Consider the following 16,586-nt stretch of genomic DNA (forward strand, 5'->3'; position numbering starts at 1 on the left):
CATGGAGGTTTTTGATCTTCACTAGGAGGATGAAAGACATTTTCCATGTGTTCTCTTGATATTATGTCCTTCACTTGGAGCAGGAAGAACAAATTTCATGTGTTCACAGTATAATGTCCTTCATGAAGTTTAATTCCACAATTCCATTCATTTATAATACCGTTAACAATAAAAAAGCATCCCCCTCTAGTTAGAGGGAGGAAAATAGCTACCCTTTCACCGATCCCGCCAGCAGTCCTCTCACAAAATATTTGCCCAGCAAAATATAAACAAGCAATGTCGGCAATGCGGCCAGCAGCGCTCCGGCCATTTGCACATTCCATTGGACGATTTGCGAGCCGGATAGGTTTTGCAAGGCGACCATGATTGGCTGCTGGTCTGACGTTGTGATGGTGACGGCGAAAAGAAATTCATTCCATATATTTGTAAATTGCCAGATCGCTACGACGACAAAGCTTGTAATTGACAAAGGGATCATGATGTAACGAAAAATGCCCAGGAAGCCGGCGCCATCAATTTGTGCCGATTCAATCATTTCATCTGGTATGTTTGCGTAAAAATTACGAAACATTAACGTTGTAATTGGCAGGCCGTACACAACGTGCACAAAGATAAGTCCTGGGATTGAGTTATAGAGTCCGATTTCACGCAGGAATTGAATTAAAGGAATCAGAATGCTTTGGTATGGGATGAACATACCGAATAAAATAATCGTGAAAAGAACATCCGCCCCTTTAAATTTCCATTTTGAAAAAACATATCCGTTCATCGCCCCTAGCAAGGCGGACAGCAATGTTGCGGGGATGACAAGATAAAATGAGTTAATTAAGTTTGGTGATAGTTTACTGAAAGCTTCCGCATAACCGCTAAAGTCGAGTGATGACGGCAGCGTCCACATCGTTGCTAGCGTGACCTCATCAAATGGTTTCAGGCTTGTGATCACCATGACATATACTGGCATGAGAAAGAAAAGGCTCATGGCGATCAAAATGAGATAGATGATTGGTTTGCTTAAGCGTTGTAGGGCCATGTTAGTTCTCCGCCTTTCTGCTATGGATTAAGTATGGAACGATGAAAATCGCTACTGATACAAGCATGATGATCGCAATCGCTGCACCATTTGCGTAATAGTTGCCGCGGAAGGTGGTTTCAAACATGTAAACTCCTGGCACATCTGTGACAAAATTGGCCCCTGGACCTGTCATCGCATAAATGAGGTCAAATATTTTCAGGGAAATATGTGCCATGATAATGATGACACTGACCGTAATCGGCTGCAATAATGGCAGGATAATTTTTCGATAAAGCTGAAATTCCGTTGCCCCGTCCATCCGCGCTGCTTCCCTCACTTCATCAGGTATGCCGCGCAGGCCAGCTAAATACATCGCAAGCGAGAAGCCTGTCATTTGCCAAACCGCTGCGATAACGACTGCGATAAGAGCCACAGGGATCCCGAATTCGATTCTTCCCCATTCAAAACCTGCTAATATTGATGTATCGGTATACCATTTCGGGCTTAAGCCAAGCTTGTTAAGAAATAAGTTTACACCTGTTGAAGGGTTAAGAAGCCATTGCCAAACAACACCTGTAACAACGAATGATAAGGCCATCGGGAAGAAGAACAGATTACGAAAAACCGGTTCAGCTTTGATTTTTTGGTCAAGCAGGATTGCCAGACCCATGCCGCTTATGATAACAAGGCCGATAAACAATATCGTAAAAAAGATCGAATTCCGCAGGTCGGCTTGAAAGCGGAAATCCTGGAACAAATACAGGTAATTTTTTAAACCTGCGAAAGAAAAGTCTGGTACGAGCGAGTTCCAATTACTGAATGACACATAACCGGTCCATGCAATAAAGCCGTATACAAAGATCAGGATAAGTAAAAATGATGGCAGGATAAAAGCGATGGCCATGAGATGATCACTTGAACGCTTTTTCTTTTTAGGCAGGACTGAAACCGTCTTCTGTTGCGGATAAGGTTTGACTGATTCCATGGTTTTTCCTCCTTTTTTGGCGCCGGACTTTCCCCCTAACACGAGCCTCTAGCATTAAGAGGTGTCTTGCGGGAATGCACCTATGCTGTTTTTAGGGACTGCCCCTTCCCTACCTCTGGTTGAGAACAGTCCCGAAGATTTTACTTCAATTCCACAGCTGCAGCTGTCATGTCTTGCGTAAATTGATCCGTGTTTTGTTGAGTAACAAAGATGTTGATGCTTTGGTTGACTTTTGTTAGGAAGCCTTCGGATGCTGCGGAGCCGTGTGCAAGGCTTGGCGCGAGTTTTCCTGTTTTGAAGTCCTCCATTGTGTCTTTTCCGTATTGGTCATATTTTTCGATATCTGCGTCAACACGCGCAGGGATTGAGCCTTTTAATGGGTTGAATGCGTCTTGGCCTTCAACAGAAGCAAGTACGCTTAGAAATTTCTTAACACCTTCAGGATTCTCAACACCTTTTGGCAAACCGAATGTGTCGGTGATGACCATGAATTGGCCTTCTGTTCCTGGTGTTGGGATATAGCCGAAGTCTTCGTTAACCTTTAAGTTTAAATCATTTACAAAATAGCCCTTTGCCCAGTCACCCATGACATTCATGGCTGCTTCACCGTTTGCGACTAGCTGTGAAGCATCCTGCCAGTTGCGTGAGCTGTGGTCGTCGTTAATATACGTCAGCATTTTTTGGAAAATCTCTGCTGCATTGACAACCTTTGGATCATCAAATGAAAGTTCCCCTGTCCAAAGCTTGCCATAGTCTTCATTTCCTAACACGCCAAGGAGAACGGTTTCATATAGATGTGTTGCTGTCCATGGCTCTTTGTCGCCAAGTGCTAAAGGAGTGATGCCTTTTTCTTTTAGCGCATCTGCAACTTCAAAGAACTCATCAAAAGTTGTTGGTGCTTGTAAGCCGTTCTCTTCAAATACTTTTTTGTTGTACCAAAGAACGTTTCCGCGGTGAATATTGACGGGAACGGAGTAGATATTTCCGTCCTTTGAAACCATGTCAATTAAGTCCTGCGGGAATTTATCGTTTAAGCCTTCTGCCTCATAAAAATCATTAAGCGGTTCCATTTTGCCAGCTGCTACCCAGCCTTCATTTAGCTCTGCACCGCCATGTACTTGGAAGGTTGCTGGAGGATCGTCCCCTTGCATGCGGCTCGCTAAAACAGCCTTTGCATTTGTACCGGCTCCACCGGCTACCGCTGCATTTTCAACCGGAATATCTGGATATTTTTCTTCAAATAACGCTAATAAAGCTTTTAAGCCATCCTCTTCACCAGCACCAGTCCACCAGCTAAAGATATCTAACGGAGCCTGAGCATCTCCGCCGCCCTCACTATTTCCCTCTGGTTTTTCTTCCGTGCTCGAATTTGAGCTGCAAGCTGAAATGATTAATGAGAAAATTAACAACAATGATAATAGAAAACTCTTTTTCACCTAAAAATCCCCCTCTGTTTGAAATCGCTTTCGATCTCTATTATAGAGGGGGATATCTGCTTTCTTTCCGTTTATCTTCTTCACTATTTTATTTATTTCTGCATTATTTTGTGGTCGTACTTTCAAAACTGCGATATCGCTTAGGTGAGCAATTCGTCCATTTTTTAAAGACACGACTGAAGTAATTCGGGTCTTTATAGCCAACCTCAAAGGCAATTTCCTTTAGACTAAGCTTTGTATGAAGCAACAGCTCTTTTGCTTTTTCAATGCGATAGTCTGTTACATAGTCAATAAAGGTTCGTTTCGTTTGCTCTTTGAACACCTTTGTAAAATACGTTGGTGTTAGCTTTACATATTCCGCCACATCTTCAAGGCTAAACGATTCTTTGTAATGAGTATGAATATAAGTTTTCGCCATCATGATCGAATCATTTTCTTCCTTTTGCAGGATGATTTTTTCACAAAATTGACGAATCAGCTCGAGAAAATCATCCTTTGTTTTCGCTTCAAGCACTTGGAGATCGCGGAAGAATACGCCGTGCTGCTCCAATGATTGCTTTAAGCGGATGCCCCATTCTCCTAGCAGAGGAATGATGTTTTTTTCCTCTGTTTCTTTGCTTACATAATCGTAATATAGCAGAAAATAGTCGTTAGCTTGCTCTAGTCGTCCCGCTTTAATTTCATTCATCAAGGATTTTTCGAGCTTAATTAATGTCCCATCCTCAACATTTTCCTCAACGAGTGGATAGCCATAGGATACATGCGCATCTTTTTTTAGCTGGGCAGACGCCAGTAACGCCTGCTGGTAGGAAATCGACAGTTTATCAAGCTGAGCAAAAGGGCTGCCGATGCCGATAGTTGTTGATGACGGCAAGGTTTGGCATATGGCGCGCGCGATTGTGAGCGCATCAGCTTTTACGTGATGGGCCGATTTTTTCTCGGTGATGAAAAGCACGATCAATTTGTCTCCCAGGTCCTTTTTTATATAGGGGCAGGGTGCTTTTTCGTTTAGCCATTTAGAGACAGATTCTGGCTGTGTTGTTGTGATCACCTGGAAAAAAGCCATGTTTGCCGTTGGGTAATGTTTTTTGTACATGGTCTCGGTTTCCTCTGTGCATTCGTTTTGCATCATCGCGGTGATGAGGTGCTGCTTGGCCATTTTTTGTGTTTCAAAGTGTTCGCTCTTTTCTTCATTAATTTCTTTTTCCACCCTTATAATCGCTTCAAGAGTTTCTTGCTTATTGCTTGGCTTCAGGATGTATTCCTTTACCCCTTGCTTCATGGCTTCCTTCGCATATTCAAATGAATTATAGGCAGAGACCATGATAAATTTTGTTTTGGGAAGCTCCTGAAGGATTTGCCTGATTGCTTCAAGACCATCAATGCCTGGCATGTGAATATCCATAATCATGACATCGGGCTTATGCTGCATTGCTTGTTTAATGGCGAACCTTCCATTTGCTGCTTCTCCAACAACTTTCATGTGTGAAAAGCTTTCTTCAATCAATTTCTTCATCGCTTTCCGTTCGATCATTTCATCGTCAACGATCACGATCTTCATTCTGCTTCCTCCTCTCGATATGGAAGTTTGATTCGGATGGTTGTGCCCTTATTTTTCTCTGAGTGAATCGTTAAGGTGTCTGGCCTTTTATAAACAAGTTTGAGCCGTTTGATGACGTTGCGCAGACCAATGCCTGTTGAATGCCCGCTATGATCCTCGTGAAGATCAGCTACTGTATTTGAAAGGATTTGGTTTTTCCTTACCTCATCCATCCCTTTGCCATTGTCCGATACTTCGATGATGACATCGGCTTTGTCCTGATAGATTGCAAGACTGATGATCCCGCCCTCTTCAAGAGCCTCTATTCCATGAATAAAAGAGTTTTCGACTAATGGCTGAAGGGTCAGGGCAGGGATTTTTACGTTTAGGCAGCTTTCATCAATGCTTGTTTGAAATGTGATTCGTTCTGCAAATCTTGTTTTTTGAATGTAAAAGTATTCCTTCACGACATTTGCTTCTTCTCTTAAGGTTACGGTTTTGCTGATGTCGCCGAGGCTTGAGCGCAACAGGGTTGAGACAGATTGGATGAGGCGTGATGTGACGGCTGCATCCTCCAGGTACGCCATTCTTGAAACAGTGTTTAACGTATTGAATAGGAAATGCGGGTTGATTTGGTTTTGCAAATGCTTTAGCTCAAGCTCCTTCAGCAGCTGGTCGAGCTCCGATTTTTCCTTTATTTCTTCAATTAATTGTTTAATATTTTCGCGCATATGCTGAAAAGAATCGCTCAATACCTTTACTTCATCATTTGTATTGACCTGAATCGGCGGACCGTCAAAATTGCCCGCTGAAATTTCCTTGGCGGCTTTTGAAAGACTGCGAAGAGGCTTAGTTAGTCCACGTGAAAACCAAACAGCCGCTAACAGCGCAAAAAGCAGGGTTGAGCTGAACAAATTGATGATGAACCATTTGAATGCGTACCTGCGCTCTTCCATTTCCTGATAAAACGTTTGATAATCCGCGAGCTCAAGGTTTAGGAGCTGTAAGGTTGATTCTAAGATATAGGATGAGATGCTGCGCACTTCTTTCGCATGTGTGGTATATTGATCAACATTACCAAAGCGAACGGCTGCGATGGTTACGTCACTTTCAAAAATGAGGTTGCCGACCATTCTTTGATATTTGGCCAGTTCTTGTTGATTCATCCCTGTCATTGCTTCCTCTGTCAGTCTCTCGTTGTTTTCAAGAAGCCGTTTTTTTATATCTTGATATTCCTCAATAAAAGCAGGGTCTTTTTCAACCACATAGGCATTGATTTTTTCATAGATTTGCGTGGATTGCTGAGTGATTTCATTAAACAATAAAAAGCGCTCAAAGCTATCGTGGTATTCGGAAACCATTTGTGAGCTGCTCAAGTAAATAGAATAAGATACGATGTTAAATAATACGACAAAGGCGAAAAAGTAGAGTAATAGCTTGTTGCGTATTTTGGTCATGGCAGCTGTCCTCCCCCCATTGCTGCAGGTGAAATCGGGAGATCCTCTTTATAGATCACCTTTGTATCGGTATGCTGAAGTGGGTTTAACTTATCCCCTTTTTTGAGCTGAATAATTCTCTCAACTGCCTCATAGCCCATTTGGTATGGGAATTGAACGACTGTTGCTTCAATTGTTCCTTCTTCCATGTAGGCGAGTGTTTCCGGCAGGATGTCGAAAGCGATGATGTACAGGTTATCCTCTGCTTTCAGGTCTTTGACAACCTGGGCAATGCCGATGCCATCAAGTGCACTGGTGCCATAGAAGGCTGTTACCTGCGGGTGTTCCTTTACAATTTTATGGGCAGCCTCGACTGCGCCAATTTCAGTAATCGTTGACTCTTCAATGGCGATAATCTTGATGCGCTTTTCCGTTGCGACTGCATCCTTAAAGCCTTGGACGCGAAGCTTTTGATGTGGTGCATCATGACGGCCGGTTATGATCCCAACTTGCTGCGGGCCCGCTGTGTCATTCATCATCGCTTTGCCGGCAAGAAAGCCTGCGTAATAGTTATCTGTGCCCACGTATACTGCGCGGTCACTATTTGGGGCATCTGTGTCAATCGTTACAACGGGAATCAGCTTTTCCTTTGCTTTTGTTACGAGCCTTTCAAACTCTTCTTCGCCTAACCCTTGGGTGATAATCCCATCAACAAGACCGGCAATCGCCATGTCAATCGTTTTTACATGCTCGTCATTGTTGGCTTGCTTTGGGCCGAGATACTCCAGGTACACATTATGAAACTGGGCTGCATCGTGCGCACCCTGTTCAACAAGACGCCAATAATCGTTGTCAAGCTCCTCTGGGATAAGCACGATGTGGTAATTGGAAGTAGTTGAACTGGGGACAGTCCCGCCAGAGAAATGAAACGTTTCTTTGCCGTAATATAATGTAAGAAAACCAGTTAGCAAGAATACGAGAAGTGTTGCTATGTATAGAAATCGTCGGAAATAGACCATGATCCCCCACCTTTTATATGTAAACGCTTGCTAATATTTTAGATGATTTATGCAGGAAATGACAGCTATTGATTTTTTCATTTGTGAATAAAGAACTATCGCAAATTTCAGAAAAGCGCAAGCGCTTTACTCAGCCTAAGGCAAATAAGCCACTCATGAATAGGAGGCGTATTTTGAAGCTTCAATTCATAAGTGACTAGGCACTGGAGCTGATACATGAGCGCTTATTCACAGTACAGGGGATTTTATAGTTTTCTGGTAAACCAAAAAAAGCCCTTTCATAAAGGACTATTTTTCTAATTAGTATCACTTTTCATCATTTTCTTTGAAAGCAGCCCTAGAAACCAAGGGAATAAAAATCCGAAAACTGCAAAATACACGGGTATTCCATACACTGTTTCCCAGTTTTTATTTTCCATGTAGCCCGTTCGAACTAAACCCAGCTCCAAAACAAAAGATAGAAGTGTAAAAATAACAGCAATTATCCATCTATACTTCGAGTTGTAGAAATTAACAAATATTGTAGCTAAGCTTGGCGGAACAAAGCTTAATAAAAATGCATCACCAAGCTCTATTGTGTTTTTCCCGGCCAAATCAAATAAATCAAAAGACCCTCCAACAATTGAATCAGCTAACCAGGTCAAATACCCGGCTACAGCAAAAGTAATAAAAATGCCAACCCATGTTAGGTTTTTCTTTGGCATAAGCAAAACAATAAGTACCGAAATGATCACTAATAACCAAGCAAACCATTCACCTTCAGCCTTCATAATCTCCATTGAATCACCTGATCCCATCTATTGCCTAGCATGAACAAAACCAAGCTTTATTTACATTCTTCTTAGTAGTTTGATGTAAATCATTCAAAAATATACCATAATGTGGTTCTACACCACTATAGCGGTTTTCTCGCCATAAATTTCTTTATTTGTCCAATGCATAGTAAAACAAATGGAAAAACAATTGCCATCAACGTATGAATATAGGTTGTTAAATATTTATAACCAATATCTAAAAAAACAACAAAATGACTCCCTGATAGTAGGGACAATGGCGTAATGACCGTCCCTAAACCAACCAGTATTGATTTAAGATTGTTCACTTTAAACAATTGGGATATTCCCAATGCTGCTGCATAGGTCCAAACGCCAACCTTAAAAAAGACACCCGCTACCATCATAAGAATAATTAAGGCATCAAATCTTTCTAGAAAATCAGCAATGCTAACCAGCCTGGTAGCCGAAAGAAACGGATAGTAATTTTGCTGATAAATTTCCGGGCCAATAACGGATAAAATGAGGACAGCATTGATTCCAAGTAAACTTCCTCCAAGTAGAATTACAGCAAATCCAACCTTTCCCGCTTGCTTCTTATTATTTAAGAATGGAATTAGCATTAACATAATAACAGATTCAGCATATGGGAACGTAAGAAATGTAGGGTAAACTTCTTTTAAAATAGGGAAAATCCCATTCCCTATAACTGGGGTAAGATTTCCAATATTAAAGGTCCTTGTGCTTAACAGGAGCACCCAGACAATGATTAATGAAAACATAAAGATCGGAAAAATGATCTCCCCCATGCGTCCCAACGCCTCAATTCCGCCACGAAGACAATAGACGATCAACATGACAAAGATTCCAATGACCACTAAAATTGGGGTTTTTACTAAGATGGTTGATAGTAACAGTTCGCCCAAATTCCGGCACACTCTCGCAGCTAAATAGATAAAATAGACGATGTACATAATAATGAGTGGATAGGAGATAAATTTCCCTACTATAAAGGGAAGGGCCTGAATCAACGTAAATTCCGGGTGCAAGGCTGCCAACTTGATATAAATTCCTACTAAAACAAGACTACTTAAAGCAGCAACCAAAATGACAATCCATGCATCCTGCCCAGCCTTTCCTCCCAACCCCAAAATAAACCCCGTTCCAAACTGAGCCCCGATAAGGATATAAAATAGTTGAAGCGCACTAATCTGTTCCTTCTTCACTTTGACACCCTTTTCATGTATAAGATGAGCGTTCATTATCGAACCTTAAAGGAAAGTAGATTTGATTAATAGCGTTTACCAAAATAACCGGAATATCCTTACAGCCAAAAGCAGCCCTTTTTGTAAAGGGCTAGTTGACGGACCTGAACATCTCAATGCGCATTATCACTCTTTATCCCGTCTTCTCTTCATGACATTATTTACAAGGTTTTGAGTAGCATCTTGGGTGGACTCAGCAGCATTTTCGATTGCGTTTTGCACATAATTTGTCGCTGATTGAACACCATTTTTAAATATTTTTGATTTATCTTGGTATGAGTTATTAACGATTCGGCCATTATTTGGCATAACAAAACCTCCTTTTATTCGTTATCCTTTATCTTGTCAAAGATAAAGGATTAATATTCTCCTGCTTCCAGGAGATTAGAATAGGAGGTTGCAAAATTGTTTTATAAAATTGCAAAATAAATGAACAATGTTGCAAAATTCTGGTCTAGTCAATTCTAAATGTGAGAAAAAATTAAGCTCGGAGGACGAAAGTAAGTTCTACTCCTCAAGGTTTATGCCTGAATGACGAAGTTTTTCTTGTTTATCAAAAAATCCGGACGCCCTAAAGCGCCCGGATTTTTTATGATGCATATACTTTCTTTATTTGTGAGATCAAGTCTTCTAGTAATTCAGTTGTTGTGATGTCCGTTGTTTTTTCGCCTTTGTCATGAGCGCGTAACAGAATTTGCAGCAGCTCTTCTTGTTTTAGCTGACTATCTTTCATATTTTACAAATCCCTTTCTTTTTTTACAATTTCAGACAATATGGGACTATTATACTTGCAATCAAGCAAGCATGCAAGCAAATAATAATCGCCTGATTTTTCCATGCTTTCGTGATGTTCATCACTAAAGTTCCTTTCGACAACACGATTCGATTGCTTTCTCTATTTTATGTCCCCTGTTCATTCTCGTCCTAAACCTTTTTAGACCTTTCGTTTTGAGGTATAATAGAAGAATTAGGTTTTCATTCGAAAGGGGTTCATATCCATATGCTAGGTCAGGAACTTAGTAAAGAACTAGTGCTTGGTGCCGGTGAACAAATTAAACAATTGCTGTCTCCCAAGAATGAGGAGGATCGGAATTTAATAAAAAAAGGACTCATCTTATATAGACAAGGCAGTATTTATAATGTAAGCGCAACGAGTCATACCGTTTCGGCAAAGGTACAGGATGTGACAAGTGTTAAGGTTGAGCTAGATTTAGACGATTTTGTGATGAGCACCTGCACTTGTCCTTCTACTGCTATTTGCCGACATCGGATCGCTGCTTTCCTTTATGTATATGCAAGTGTTGACCGCGTCGGCACTTTTGTTGACCTATGGAAGGAAGAAAAGCCAGTAGATGATGTACTGAAACATATGCGCAAAGCGAGCTCGTTGTTAAAGCCTGAAAAGGATTATGAAGATGCTTCCTTAGCGAGCTGGATTGCCTTTTTTGACCGCGTCTATGATGAATGGCAAGAGCAGGTTCCATCACAACACCAGCTGTTCCAAAGTCTGTTTCACCATTATTATTCGAATCTTAGGAAAAAGGCACCTAAATCCCCTGAGATGAAGCAATTTTTTATTGTCCAGGCATCTGTTACTGTCTTTTTAAAAATATTGCATCTGATTAATGAGACGAAACCAACTGACTATACGTTACAACATATTATTTATCCATATATTGATCAAATCATCGATAATGTCCAAATTGCGATCCGTGAGATGAAACGCTATGCCCTGCCGTTTGCACTTGATCCGCTGTTAGTTGATAGTATAGAACGCTTCAGGGAACTGCTTTATACAAGCCAGCATTATCAATATGAACGGGTCAACCTTTATCAATTGCTGTGGATTGAGCTTTTACGGCGTGATAAATTCATCTCGATTGAGCGGGAATGGCTAGAAGAACGTCTTGAGCATGAACATAAAAATCAATCACTATCTGCAGTGGAAATGGAAATCGCGTTAATGCACATGGATTTTCTCCAGTCACATGATGAGCACATTTTTGCGACGTTGCGCAAGCTTACCCCAGCTGCCTTGCCGCTGACCTTTAATTGGATGGAGGATATTTTAAAAAAGAAAAATTGGAAACGTCTTTCGGGATGGGTTTCCTATATGATGGAGCATTCAACAGAATATATCAATAGCGAGATCTCTTTTGAAGAAAAACGGCAGGTGATCCGCTATTCGATTCAATTAATCAAACAATATGGCGATGCCGTGAAGGATCATCAGCTTTTTGAAAAAGCCTGCCGCAACATGCTGCCATTTAGTTATGCAGAGTTTCATGATTATCTGTTGGATAAAGAGGAATATAAAACATGGATTGAACTCCAAACCTTGTTAGGCTTTTCGCTTCATGAAATGGACACCTATCTTTTAAAGGAAATTGAGAAAAAAGAGCCGGGAATTCTTTTACCGCTTTATGTGAAATCTGTTCAAGAGGAAATTAGCATGAAATCCAGAGAAAACTATAAAATGGCTGTCCGCTACTTAAAACGAATGAAGGCACAGTACAAAAAGTTAAAACGGGAAGAAGTGTGGGAAAATTATATTCTTCATTTATCTGAAGAGCATAAACGTCTTCGTGCCTTTAAAGAAGAACTGAAGAAAGGGAAGCTGATTCATGATTAATACGGTCAATATTGTCGTTCATGCCGAGCAAATTGAAGATTATCATTTTTATGTGTATTGCACAGCGGCACATGACGAGAGCCCATTAGAAGTGCATGAATTCATCCGCTACCTTTTCACATGGCATGAGTCTTCTTTTTTCGGAACAAAGCTTGAGGACATAAGTTATATCGGCATACCAGCTGTGCAGCTTTCGCCATGGATGATGGTTGAGCTGCTTGGAAAAGAAACCTATAATTCGCTTGCAACGATTACCCTATCAGAGGATGCAGAGCGGCTGGCAAACGACGCCCACCAGATTTATGACCTCATTGCAAATGGGCAATATATGCCAGATTTCGAAGGCTGGAAGCAGGGGGTTACCCGCTTTAAGGATGCCGAAAACCAACTAGAGGGATTTGCCTTGGAATGGTTTTCGGCCGCCCTGGCAGATTTAATTGAACATGATCATCTTCTCCGTGAAGCCTGGGCAGAAATCGTCCAATCCTATCCAGTCCTCACAACGTTTCAAGGACATTTTATTGATGAAGCCGATTTTCTCGAAAAAATCGGCTGGAATATCGATGACACACCGTTTACTGTCGGCCTCCGCTTAAATGAGCCTGAAATAGATGGTGACGACTGGCAACTGGAAATTTTGCTGCGCAGTAAAGACAATGAAGAAGAAATGATTCACTTTCAAGGGGAAGGCGAGCTGCCGCGTAAATGGCGCCCATATTTAGCTAAAATTGAACGGGAGCAGGAGCGTTTCGCGGAAATCGTTCCATGGCTGAGCTTTCAAACAGGAACAACCTTTGTGACCGAGGATGAAGCATGGTTATTCTTAACAGACGCCAGTGAAACACTGATCAATATGGGGGTAGAAATTCTCCTTCCTTCGTGGTGGCAGGTTGTTAAGGAATCACAGCTTATGCTTAAGGCAAAGGTATCGTCTACTCCACGGGGACAGTCCTTTGTTGGAATGAATTCTCTGATCGACTTTAATTGGCGTTTTGCCACAAACGGAGTAGAAATGAGTGAAGAGGAGTTTCTTGAGCTCGTTGCCCAGAAGCGCCGCCTTGTTAATTTTAGAGGGCAATGGATTAAACTAGACCCTGCCTTCATTAAACAGGTGCAGGCGATCTTAAAAAGAGCTGATCGCGAAGGCCTTCATCTTTCTGATATTTTACAGCAGGAGCTGCAAGCAAAGGATATTGATTCGGATGACGATGATGTTCTTGATACCCGGGCATTTGCCAACATTCAAATCGAGCTAAATCAACAAATGAGAGGAATGCTTAGAAAGCTGACAGATACGAGTGAACTGCCGACCAACAAGATTCCAAGCGAATTTCACGGCACACTTCGTCCCTATCAGCAAAATGGAGTCGACTGGCTCTTATTTTTACGAAGTGTTTCCTTTGGTGCCTGCTTAGCCGATGATATGGGGCTTGGAAAGACGATTCAAATGATCGCCTATTTTTCATATGTAAAGAAACATGAGCAACCTGAACACCCTGCGTTGATTATCGCGCCGACTTCTGTGCTTGGAAACTGGCAAAGGGAATTTGATAAATTTGCCCCACATCTGAATATTAAGCTGCATTACGGCCCAAACCGTGCGAAAGAAGAAAAGTTTGCGAAAGCGATCAAGGATGCAGATGTGGTGATTACTTCATACGGATTATCACATGCCGACTTTGAGGAACTGTCTTCCATTTCGTGGAGCACGATTTGCCTAGATGAAGCGCAAAACATTAAAAATGCCCATACGAAGCAGTCGCGAGCGATTCGCAAGCTGCGCGGCCGTCATCATATTGCCCTAACCGGTACGCCAATGGAAAACCGCCTGACTGAGCTTTGGTCGATTTACGATTTTCTCAATCACGGATACTTAGGCAGCCTGCACAGCTTTCATAAGCGATATGTTTTGCCGATTGAAAAGGATCGCAGCACCGAACAGATTGAGCAGCTGCAGCGTTATATTAAGCCATTTTTATTAAGAAGAACGAAGCGCGATGAACATGTCGCTTTAAATCTTCCTGAAAAGCAGGAGCAAAAGGAATATGTTCCATTATCAGTTGAGCAAGCCTCCCTTTATGAGCAGCTTGTCAAGGATACGTTTGAACAGGTTACATCACTAGCCGGCATGCAGCGGAAGGCATTAATTTTAAAAATGCTCGGCAAGCTGAAGCAAATCTGCAACCATCCTGCCCTTTATTTAAAAGAGCCGCAGCCAAAGCAGCTCGTCACCCGGTCACATAAAATAGAGAAGCTCATTGAATTAACGACAACGATTCGTGAGCAGCAGGAAAGCTGCCTCATCTTCACACAATATATTGGCATGGGCGAAATGATGAAGGATCTGCTTGAAAAAGAATTCGGGGAACAAGTTCTCTTTCTAAACGGAAGCGTGATGAAAAATGAGCGTGACCGCATGGTCGAATCCTTCCAAAAGAAGGAGTACCCGTTTTTAATCCTTTCGTTGAAAGCCGGCGGCACAGGCTTAAACTTGACCGCAGCCAATCATGTCATCCATTATGACCGATGGTGGAATCCGGCTGTTGAAAACCAGGCAACCGACCGTGCATACCGGATCGGCCAGGACCGATTTGTTCATGTCCATAAACTGATCACAACCGGTACCATTGAAGAAAAAATCGATGAAATGTTGGAGAAAAAGCAATCGTTAAATGATGAAATTATTCAAAGTGAAAATTGGATCACCGAACTATCATCTGATGAACTGGAAGAGCTGTTTACGTTGTCAATTTAAGATGTTGGGAACAGACTGAATTTTGTCAAATAATCTACAAATTAGAAATTTCGGAGTTAAAGGGGTACAACTCATGGCAGCAAAGCAGAAAAAAGGGAAGAAAACAGAGGATAAAAAAGCCCCACAGTGGGAGAAGCTTGTTACATTAATTGAAAAGAAGGTTTCAAAGTAAGAATGGAAACAGCCCAATTGGTTCATTGGGCTGTTTTTATTAGTTTCTTAATGTAAGTAGATATGACAGGCACTTTCCTTTATTCATTTAGCAATATCGGTCAAAGGAGATATGAGGAACACTTTCTCCTTTTCAACTTGAAGAATTGTTCTTTAAAGAAGTAGAGGCTGCATCAAACTAAAGTTAGAACGTTTGATACAGCCTTCTATCACTTAAACAAACAAATCAAACAATAAAACGGTTCCAAAAGCAATAAACGAAAGCAACGTCTCTAATACAGTCCAAGTCTTAAAGGTCTCCTTTACGGATAAGCCCAAGTACTCTTTGACCATCCAGAACCCCGCATCATTGACGTGTGAGAGCATGAGCGACCCGGCACCTGTCGCGATCACGAGCAGTTCCAGGTTTACGCCTGACATATGTTCGATAATTGGCGCAACAATTCCGGCAGCTGTTGTTAAGGCGACTGTTGCCGAACCTGTGGCGATGCGGATCAAGCCTGATACGATAAACGCCAATACGATCGGTGAGAGGGAGAAATGCTCGGACATTTGGGCAATCGATGTACCTACACCACTCTCAATAAGGATTTGTTTAAAGCCTCCGCCTGCCCCGATGATTAAAATGATCGATCCAACTGGCAGTAAGCATTCTTCTGATAGCTTTTGAATATACGTTTTATCCATTCCTTGACGAATCCCAAGGAAATAAAAGGCTGCAAAACACGAAATTAACAGGGCAATAACAGGACTTCCAATAAAGAGAAATAACTTTAGAACAGCGCTTGGTATTGGCAAATACGGCGCAATAACGGATAAGACCATTAATATTACCGGTAATAAGATGATGAAGAATGAAATGCCCGTGCTTGGCAATTTTTCTGACATCTTGCTTACACGAATTAACTCTGGCTCACCTTCTGGTATCACGCGATTTTTTACCCACTTAGCAAACAGCGGTCCTGCGATAATCGCAGCTGGCAGCGCAATGATTAGCGAGTAAATCAGAACCTTTCCGATATCCGCTTGATAGATGCCGATTGCCGTCATAGCTCCAGGGTGTGGAGGTACCAAGCCATGTACAATGGATAATCCTGCTAGAACAGGTATGGCGATTAGTAATATATTTTGCTTTGTCGTTCGATAGATTGAAATAACAAGAGGCAGCAGCATGACAATCCCTACATCAAAAAATACTGGGATCCCAATGATAAAGCCTGAAAGGAGCATCGCCCATGGCAATTTTTTTACACCAAAGATGCGAATGAAGAAATCCGCTACTTGCATTCCAGCACCTGAATCAGACATCAGCTTTCCTAAAATCGTCCCCAACGCTAAAATTCCGACTAAATGACCTAACACGCTGCCAACTCCGGTTTCATAAGCCGTGACGATTTTATCCATTGATAATCCGGACATCACCGCTAAAAACAAGCTGGCAACCGTTAAACTAATAAACGCATGCCATTTCCACCATGCGACACCTAAAATGACAATGACAATGGACAGCAAGGTAATCGTTAACAAATATAATTCCATAGGTCTTCCCCCTTCTCCCTATA

Annotated in this window: 13 protein-coding genes; 2 read left to right on the top strand and 11 right to left on the bottom strand. The window is 41.7% G+C overall.

Going from position 1 to position 16,586, the window contains the following annotated elements; genetic code table 11:
• Positions 1 to 208: 208 nt before the first annotated feature.
• The 10 genes from ACSVDH_RS28165 to ACSVDH_RS28210 form a co-directional block, all read right to left on the bottom strand.
• Complete coding sequence (locus tag ACSVDH_RS28165; protein ID WP_439250851.1) at positions 209 to 1,030, bottom strand: carbohydrate ABC transporter permease; 822 nt, start codon at positions 1,028 to 1,030, stop codon at positions 209 to 211.
• 1 nt (position 1,031) lies between these two features.
• Positions 1,032 to 1,997, bottom strand: coding sequence for a carbohydrate ABC transporter permease (locus tag ACSVDH_RS28170; RefSeq protein ID WP_439250853.1), 966 nt, complete (start codon positions 1,995 to 1,997; stop codon positions 1,032 to 1,034).
• Between the two features lie 140 nt (positions 1,998 to 2,137).
• Positions 2,138 to 3,433, bottom strand: coding sequence for an ABC transporter substrate-binding protein (locus ACSVDH_RS28175; RefSeq protein ID WP_439250854.1), 1,296 nt, complete (start codon positions 3,431 to 3,433; stop codon positions 2,138 to 2,140).
• A gap of 103 nt (positions 3,434 to 3,536) precedes the next feature.
• On the bottom strand, positions 3,537 to 4,994 hold the full coding sequence (locus ACSVDH_RS28180; RefSeq protein ID WP_439250855.1) for a response regulator: 1,458 nt from the start codon (positions 4,992 to 4,994) through the stop codon (positions 3,537 to 3,539).
• Positions 4,991 to 6,430, bottom strand: a complete 1,440-nt coding sequence (locus ACSVDH_RS28185; RefSeq protein WP_439250856.1) for a sensor histidine kinase — start codon at positions 6,428 to 6,430, stop codon at positions 4,991 to 4,993. Before ACSVDH_RS28185 ends, ACSVDH_RS28180 begins: the two co-directional genes overlap by 4 nt.
• On the bottom strand, positions 6,427 to 7,428 hold the full coding sequence (locus tag ACSVDH_RS28190; RefSeq protein WP_439250857.1) for a sugar-binding protein: 1,002 nt from the start codon (positions 7,426 to 7,428) through the stop codon (positions 6,427 to 6,429). The genes ACSVDH_RS28185 and ACSVDH_RS28190 overlap by 4 nt, the downstream gene beginning before the upstream one ends.
• A gap of 296 nt (positions 7,429 to 7,724) precedes the next feature.
• Positions 7,725 to 8,207, bottom strand: a complete 483-nt coding sequence (locus ACSVDH_RS28195; protein WP_439250858.1) for a hypothetical protein — start codon at positions 8,205 to 8,207, stop codon at positions 7,725 to 7,727.
• Positions 8,208 to 8,323: 116 nt separating this feature from the next.
• Positions 8,324 to 9,427, bottom strand: coding sequence for a GerAB/ArcD/ProY family transporter (locus ACSVDH_RS28200; RefSeq protein ID WP_439250859.1), 1,104 nt, complete (start codon positions 9,425 to 9,427; stop codon positions 8,324 to 8,326).
• A gap of 165 nt (positions 9,428 to 9,592) precedes the next feature.
• On the bottom strand, positions 9,593 to 9,775 hold the full coding sequence (locus ACSVDH_RS28205) for a hypothetical protein (RefSeq protein WP_299091966.1): 183 nt from the start codon (positions 9,773 to 9,775) through the stop codon (positions 9,593 to 9,595).
• A gap of 280 nt (positions 9,776 to 10,055) precedes the next feature.
• Positions 10,056 to 10,199 (bottom strand): YwzD family small protein, encoded by a 144-nt coding sequence (locus tag ACSVDH_RS28210; protein ID WP_197089672.1) that lies wholly within the window; start codon positions 10,197 to 10,199, stop codon positions 10,056 to 10,058.
• Positions 10,200 to 10,466: 267 nt separating this feature from the next.
• On the opposite strand from ACSVDH_RS28210, the gene ACSVDH_RS28215 reads away from it, so the two are divergent.
• Positions 10,467 to 12,098, top strand: coding sequence for an SWIM zinc finger family protein (locus ACSVDH_RS28215; protein WP_439250860.1), 1,632 nt, complete (start codon positions 10,467 to 10,469; stop codon positions 12,096 to 12,098).
• A complete protein-coding gene (locus ACSVDH_RS28220) occupies positions 12,091 to 14,853 on the top strand; it encodes a DEAD/DEAH box helicase (protein WP_439250861.1) in 2,763 nt (920 codons plus the stop codon). Before ACSVDH_RS28215 ends, ACSVDH_RS28220 begins: the two co-directional genes overlap by 8 nt.
• Positions 14,854 to 15,237: 384 nt before the next feature.
• On the opposite strand, the gene ACSVDH_RS28225 is transcribed toward ACSVDH_RS28220, so the two are convergent.
• The gene (locus ACSVDH_RS28225; protein WP_439250862.1) at positions 15,238 to 16,563 is read right to left on the bottom strand and encodes a GntT/GntP/DsdX family permease; all 1,326 of its coding nucleotides are present in this window, start codon (positions 16,561 to 16,563) and stop codon (positions 15,238 to 15,240) included.
• Positions 16,564 to 16,586 lie beyond the last annotated feature (23 nt).

This window comes from Metabacillus sp. Hm71 (genome assembly GCF_051842955.2).
In the GTDB taxonomy this organism is placed as follows: Bacteria; Bacillota; Bacilli; order Bacillales; family Bacillaceae; genus Metabacillus.

What these genes read in the sequence shown, in the direction of transcription:
- ACSVDH_RS28165 (WP_439250851.1), bottom strand. Translation starts at nt 1,030, where the DNA reads ATGGCCCTACAACGCTTAAGCAAACCAATCATCTATCTCATTTTGATC.
- ACSVDH_RS28170 (WP_439250853.1), bottom strand. Translation starts at nt 1,997, where the DNA reads ATGGAATCAGTCAAACCTTATCCGCAACAGAAGACGGTTTCAGTCCTG.
- ACSVDH_RS28180 (WP_439250855.1), bottom strand. Translation starts at nt 4,994, where the DNA reads ATGAAGATCGTGATCGTTGACGATGAAATGATCGAACGGAAAGCGATG.
- ACSVDH_RS28185 (WP_439250856.1), bottom strand. Translation starts at nt 6,430, where the DNA reads ATGACCAAAATACGCAACAAGCTATTACTCTACTTTTTCGCCTTTGTC.
- ACSVDH_RS28190 (WP_439250857.1), bottom strand. Translation starts at nt 7,428, where the DNA reads ATGGTCTATTTCCGACGATTTCTATACATAGCAACACTTCTCGTATTC.
- ACSVDH_RS28195 (WP_439250858.1), bottom strand. Translation starts at nt 8,207, where the DNA reads ATGGAGATTATGAAGGCTGAAGGTGAATGGTTTGCTTGGTTATTAGTG.
- ACSVDH_RS28205 (WP_299091966.1), bottom strand. Translation starts at nt 9,775, where the DNA reads ATGCCAAATAATGGCCGAATCGTTAATAACTCATACCAAGATAAATCA.
- ACSVDH_RS28210 (WP_197089672.1), bottom strand. Translation starts at nt 10,199, where the DNA reads ATGAAAGATAGTCAGCTAAAACAAGAAGAGCTGCTGCAAATTCTGTTA.
- ACSVDH_RS28215 (WP_439250860.1), top strand. Translation starts at nt 10,467, where the DNA reads ATGCTAGGTCAGGAACTTAGTAAAGAACTAGTGCTTGGTGCCGGTGAA.
- ACSVDH_RS28220 (WP_439250861.1), top strand. Translation starts at nt 12,091, where the DNA reads ATGATTAATACGGTCAATATTGTCGTTCATGCCGAGCAAATTGAAGAT.
- ACSVDH_RS28225 (WP_439250862.1), bottom strand. Translation starts at nt 16,563, where the DNA reads ATGGAATTATATTTGTTAACGATTACCTTGCTGTCCATTGTCATTGTC.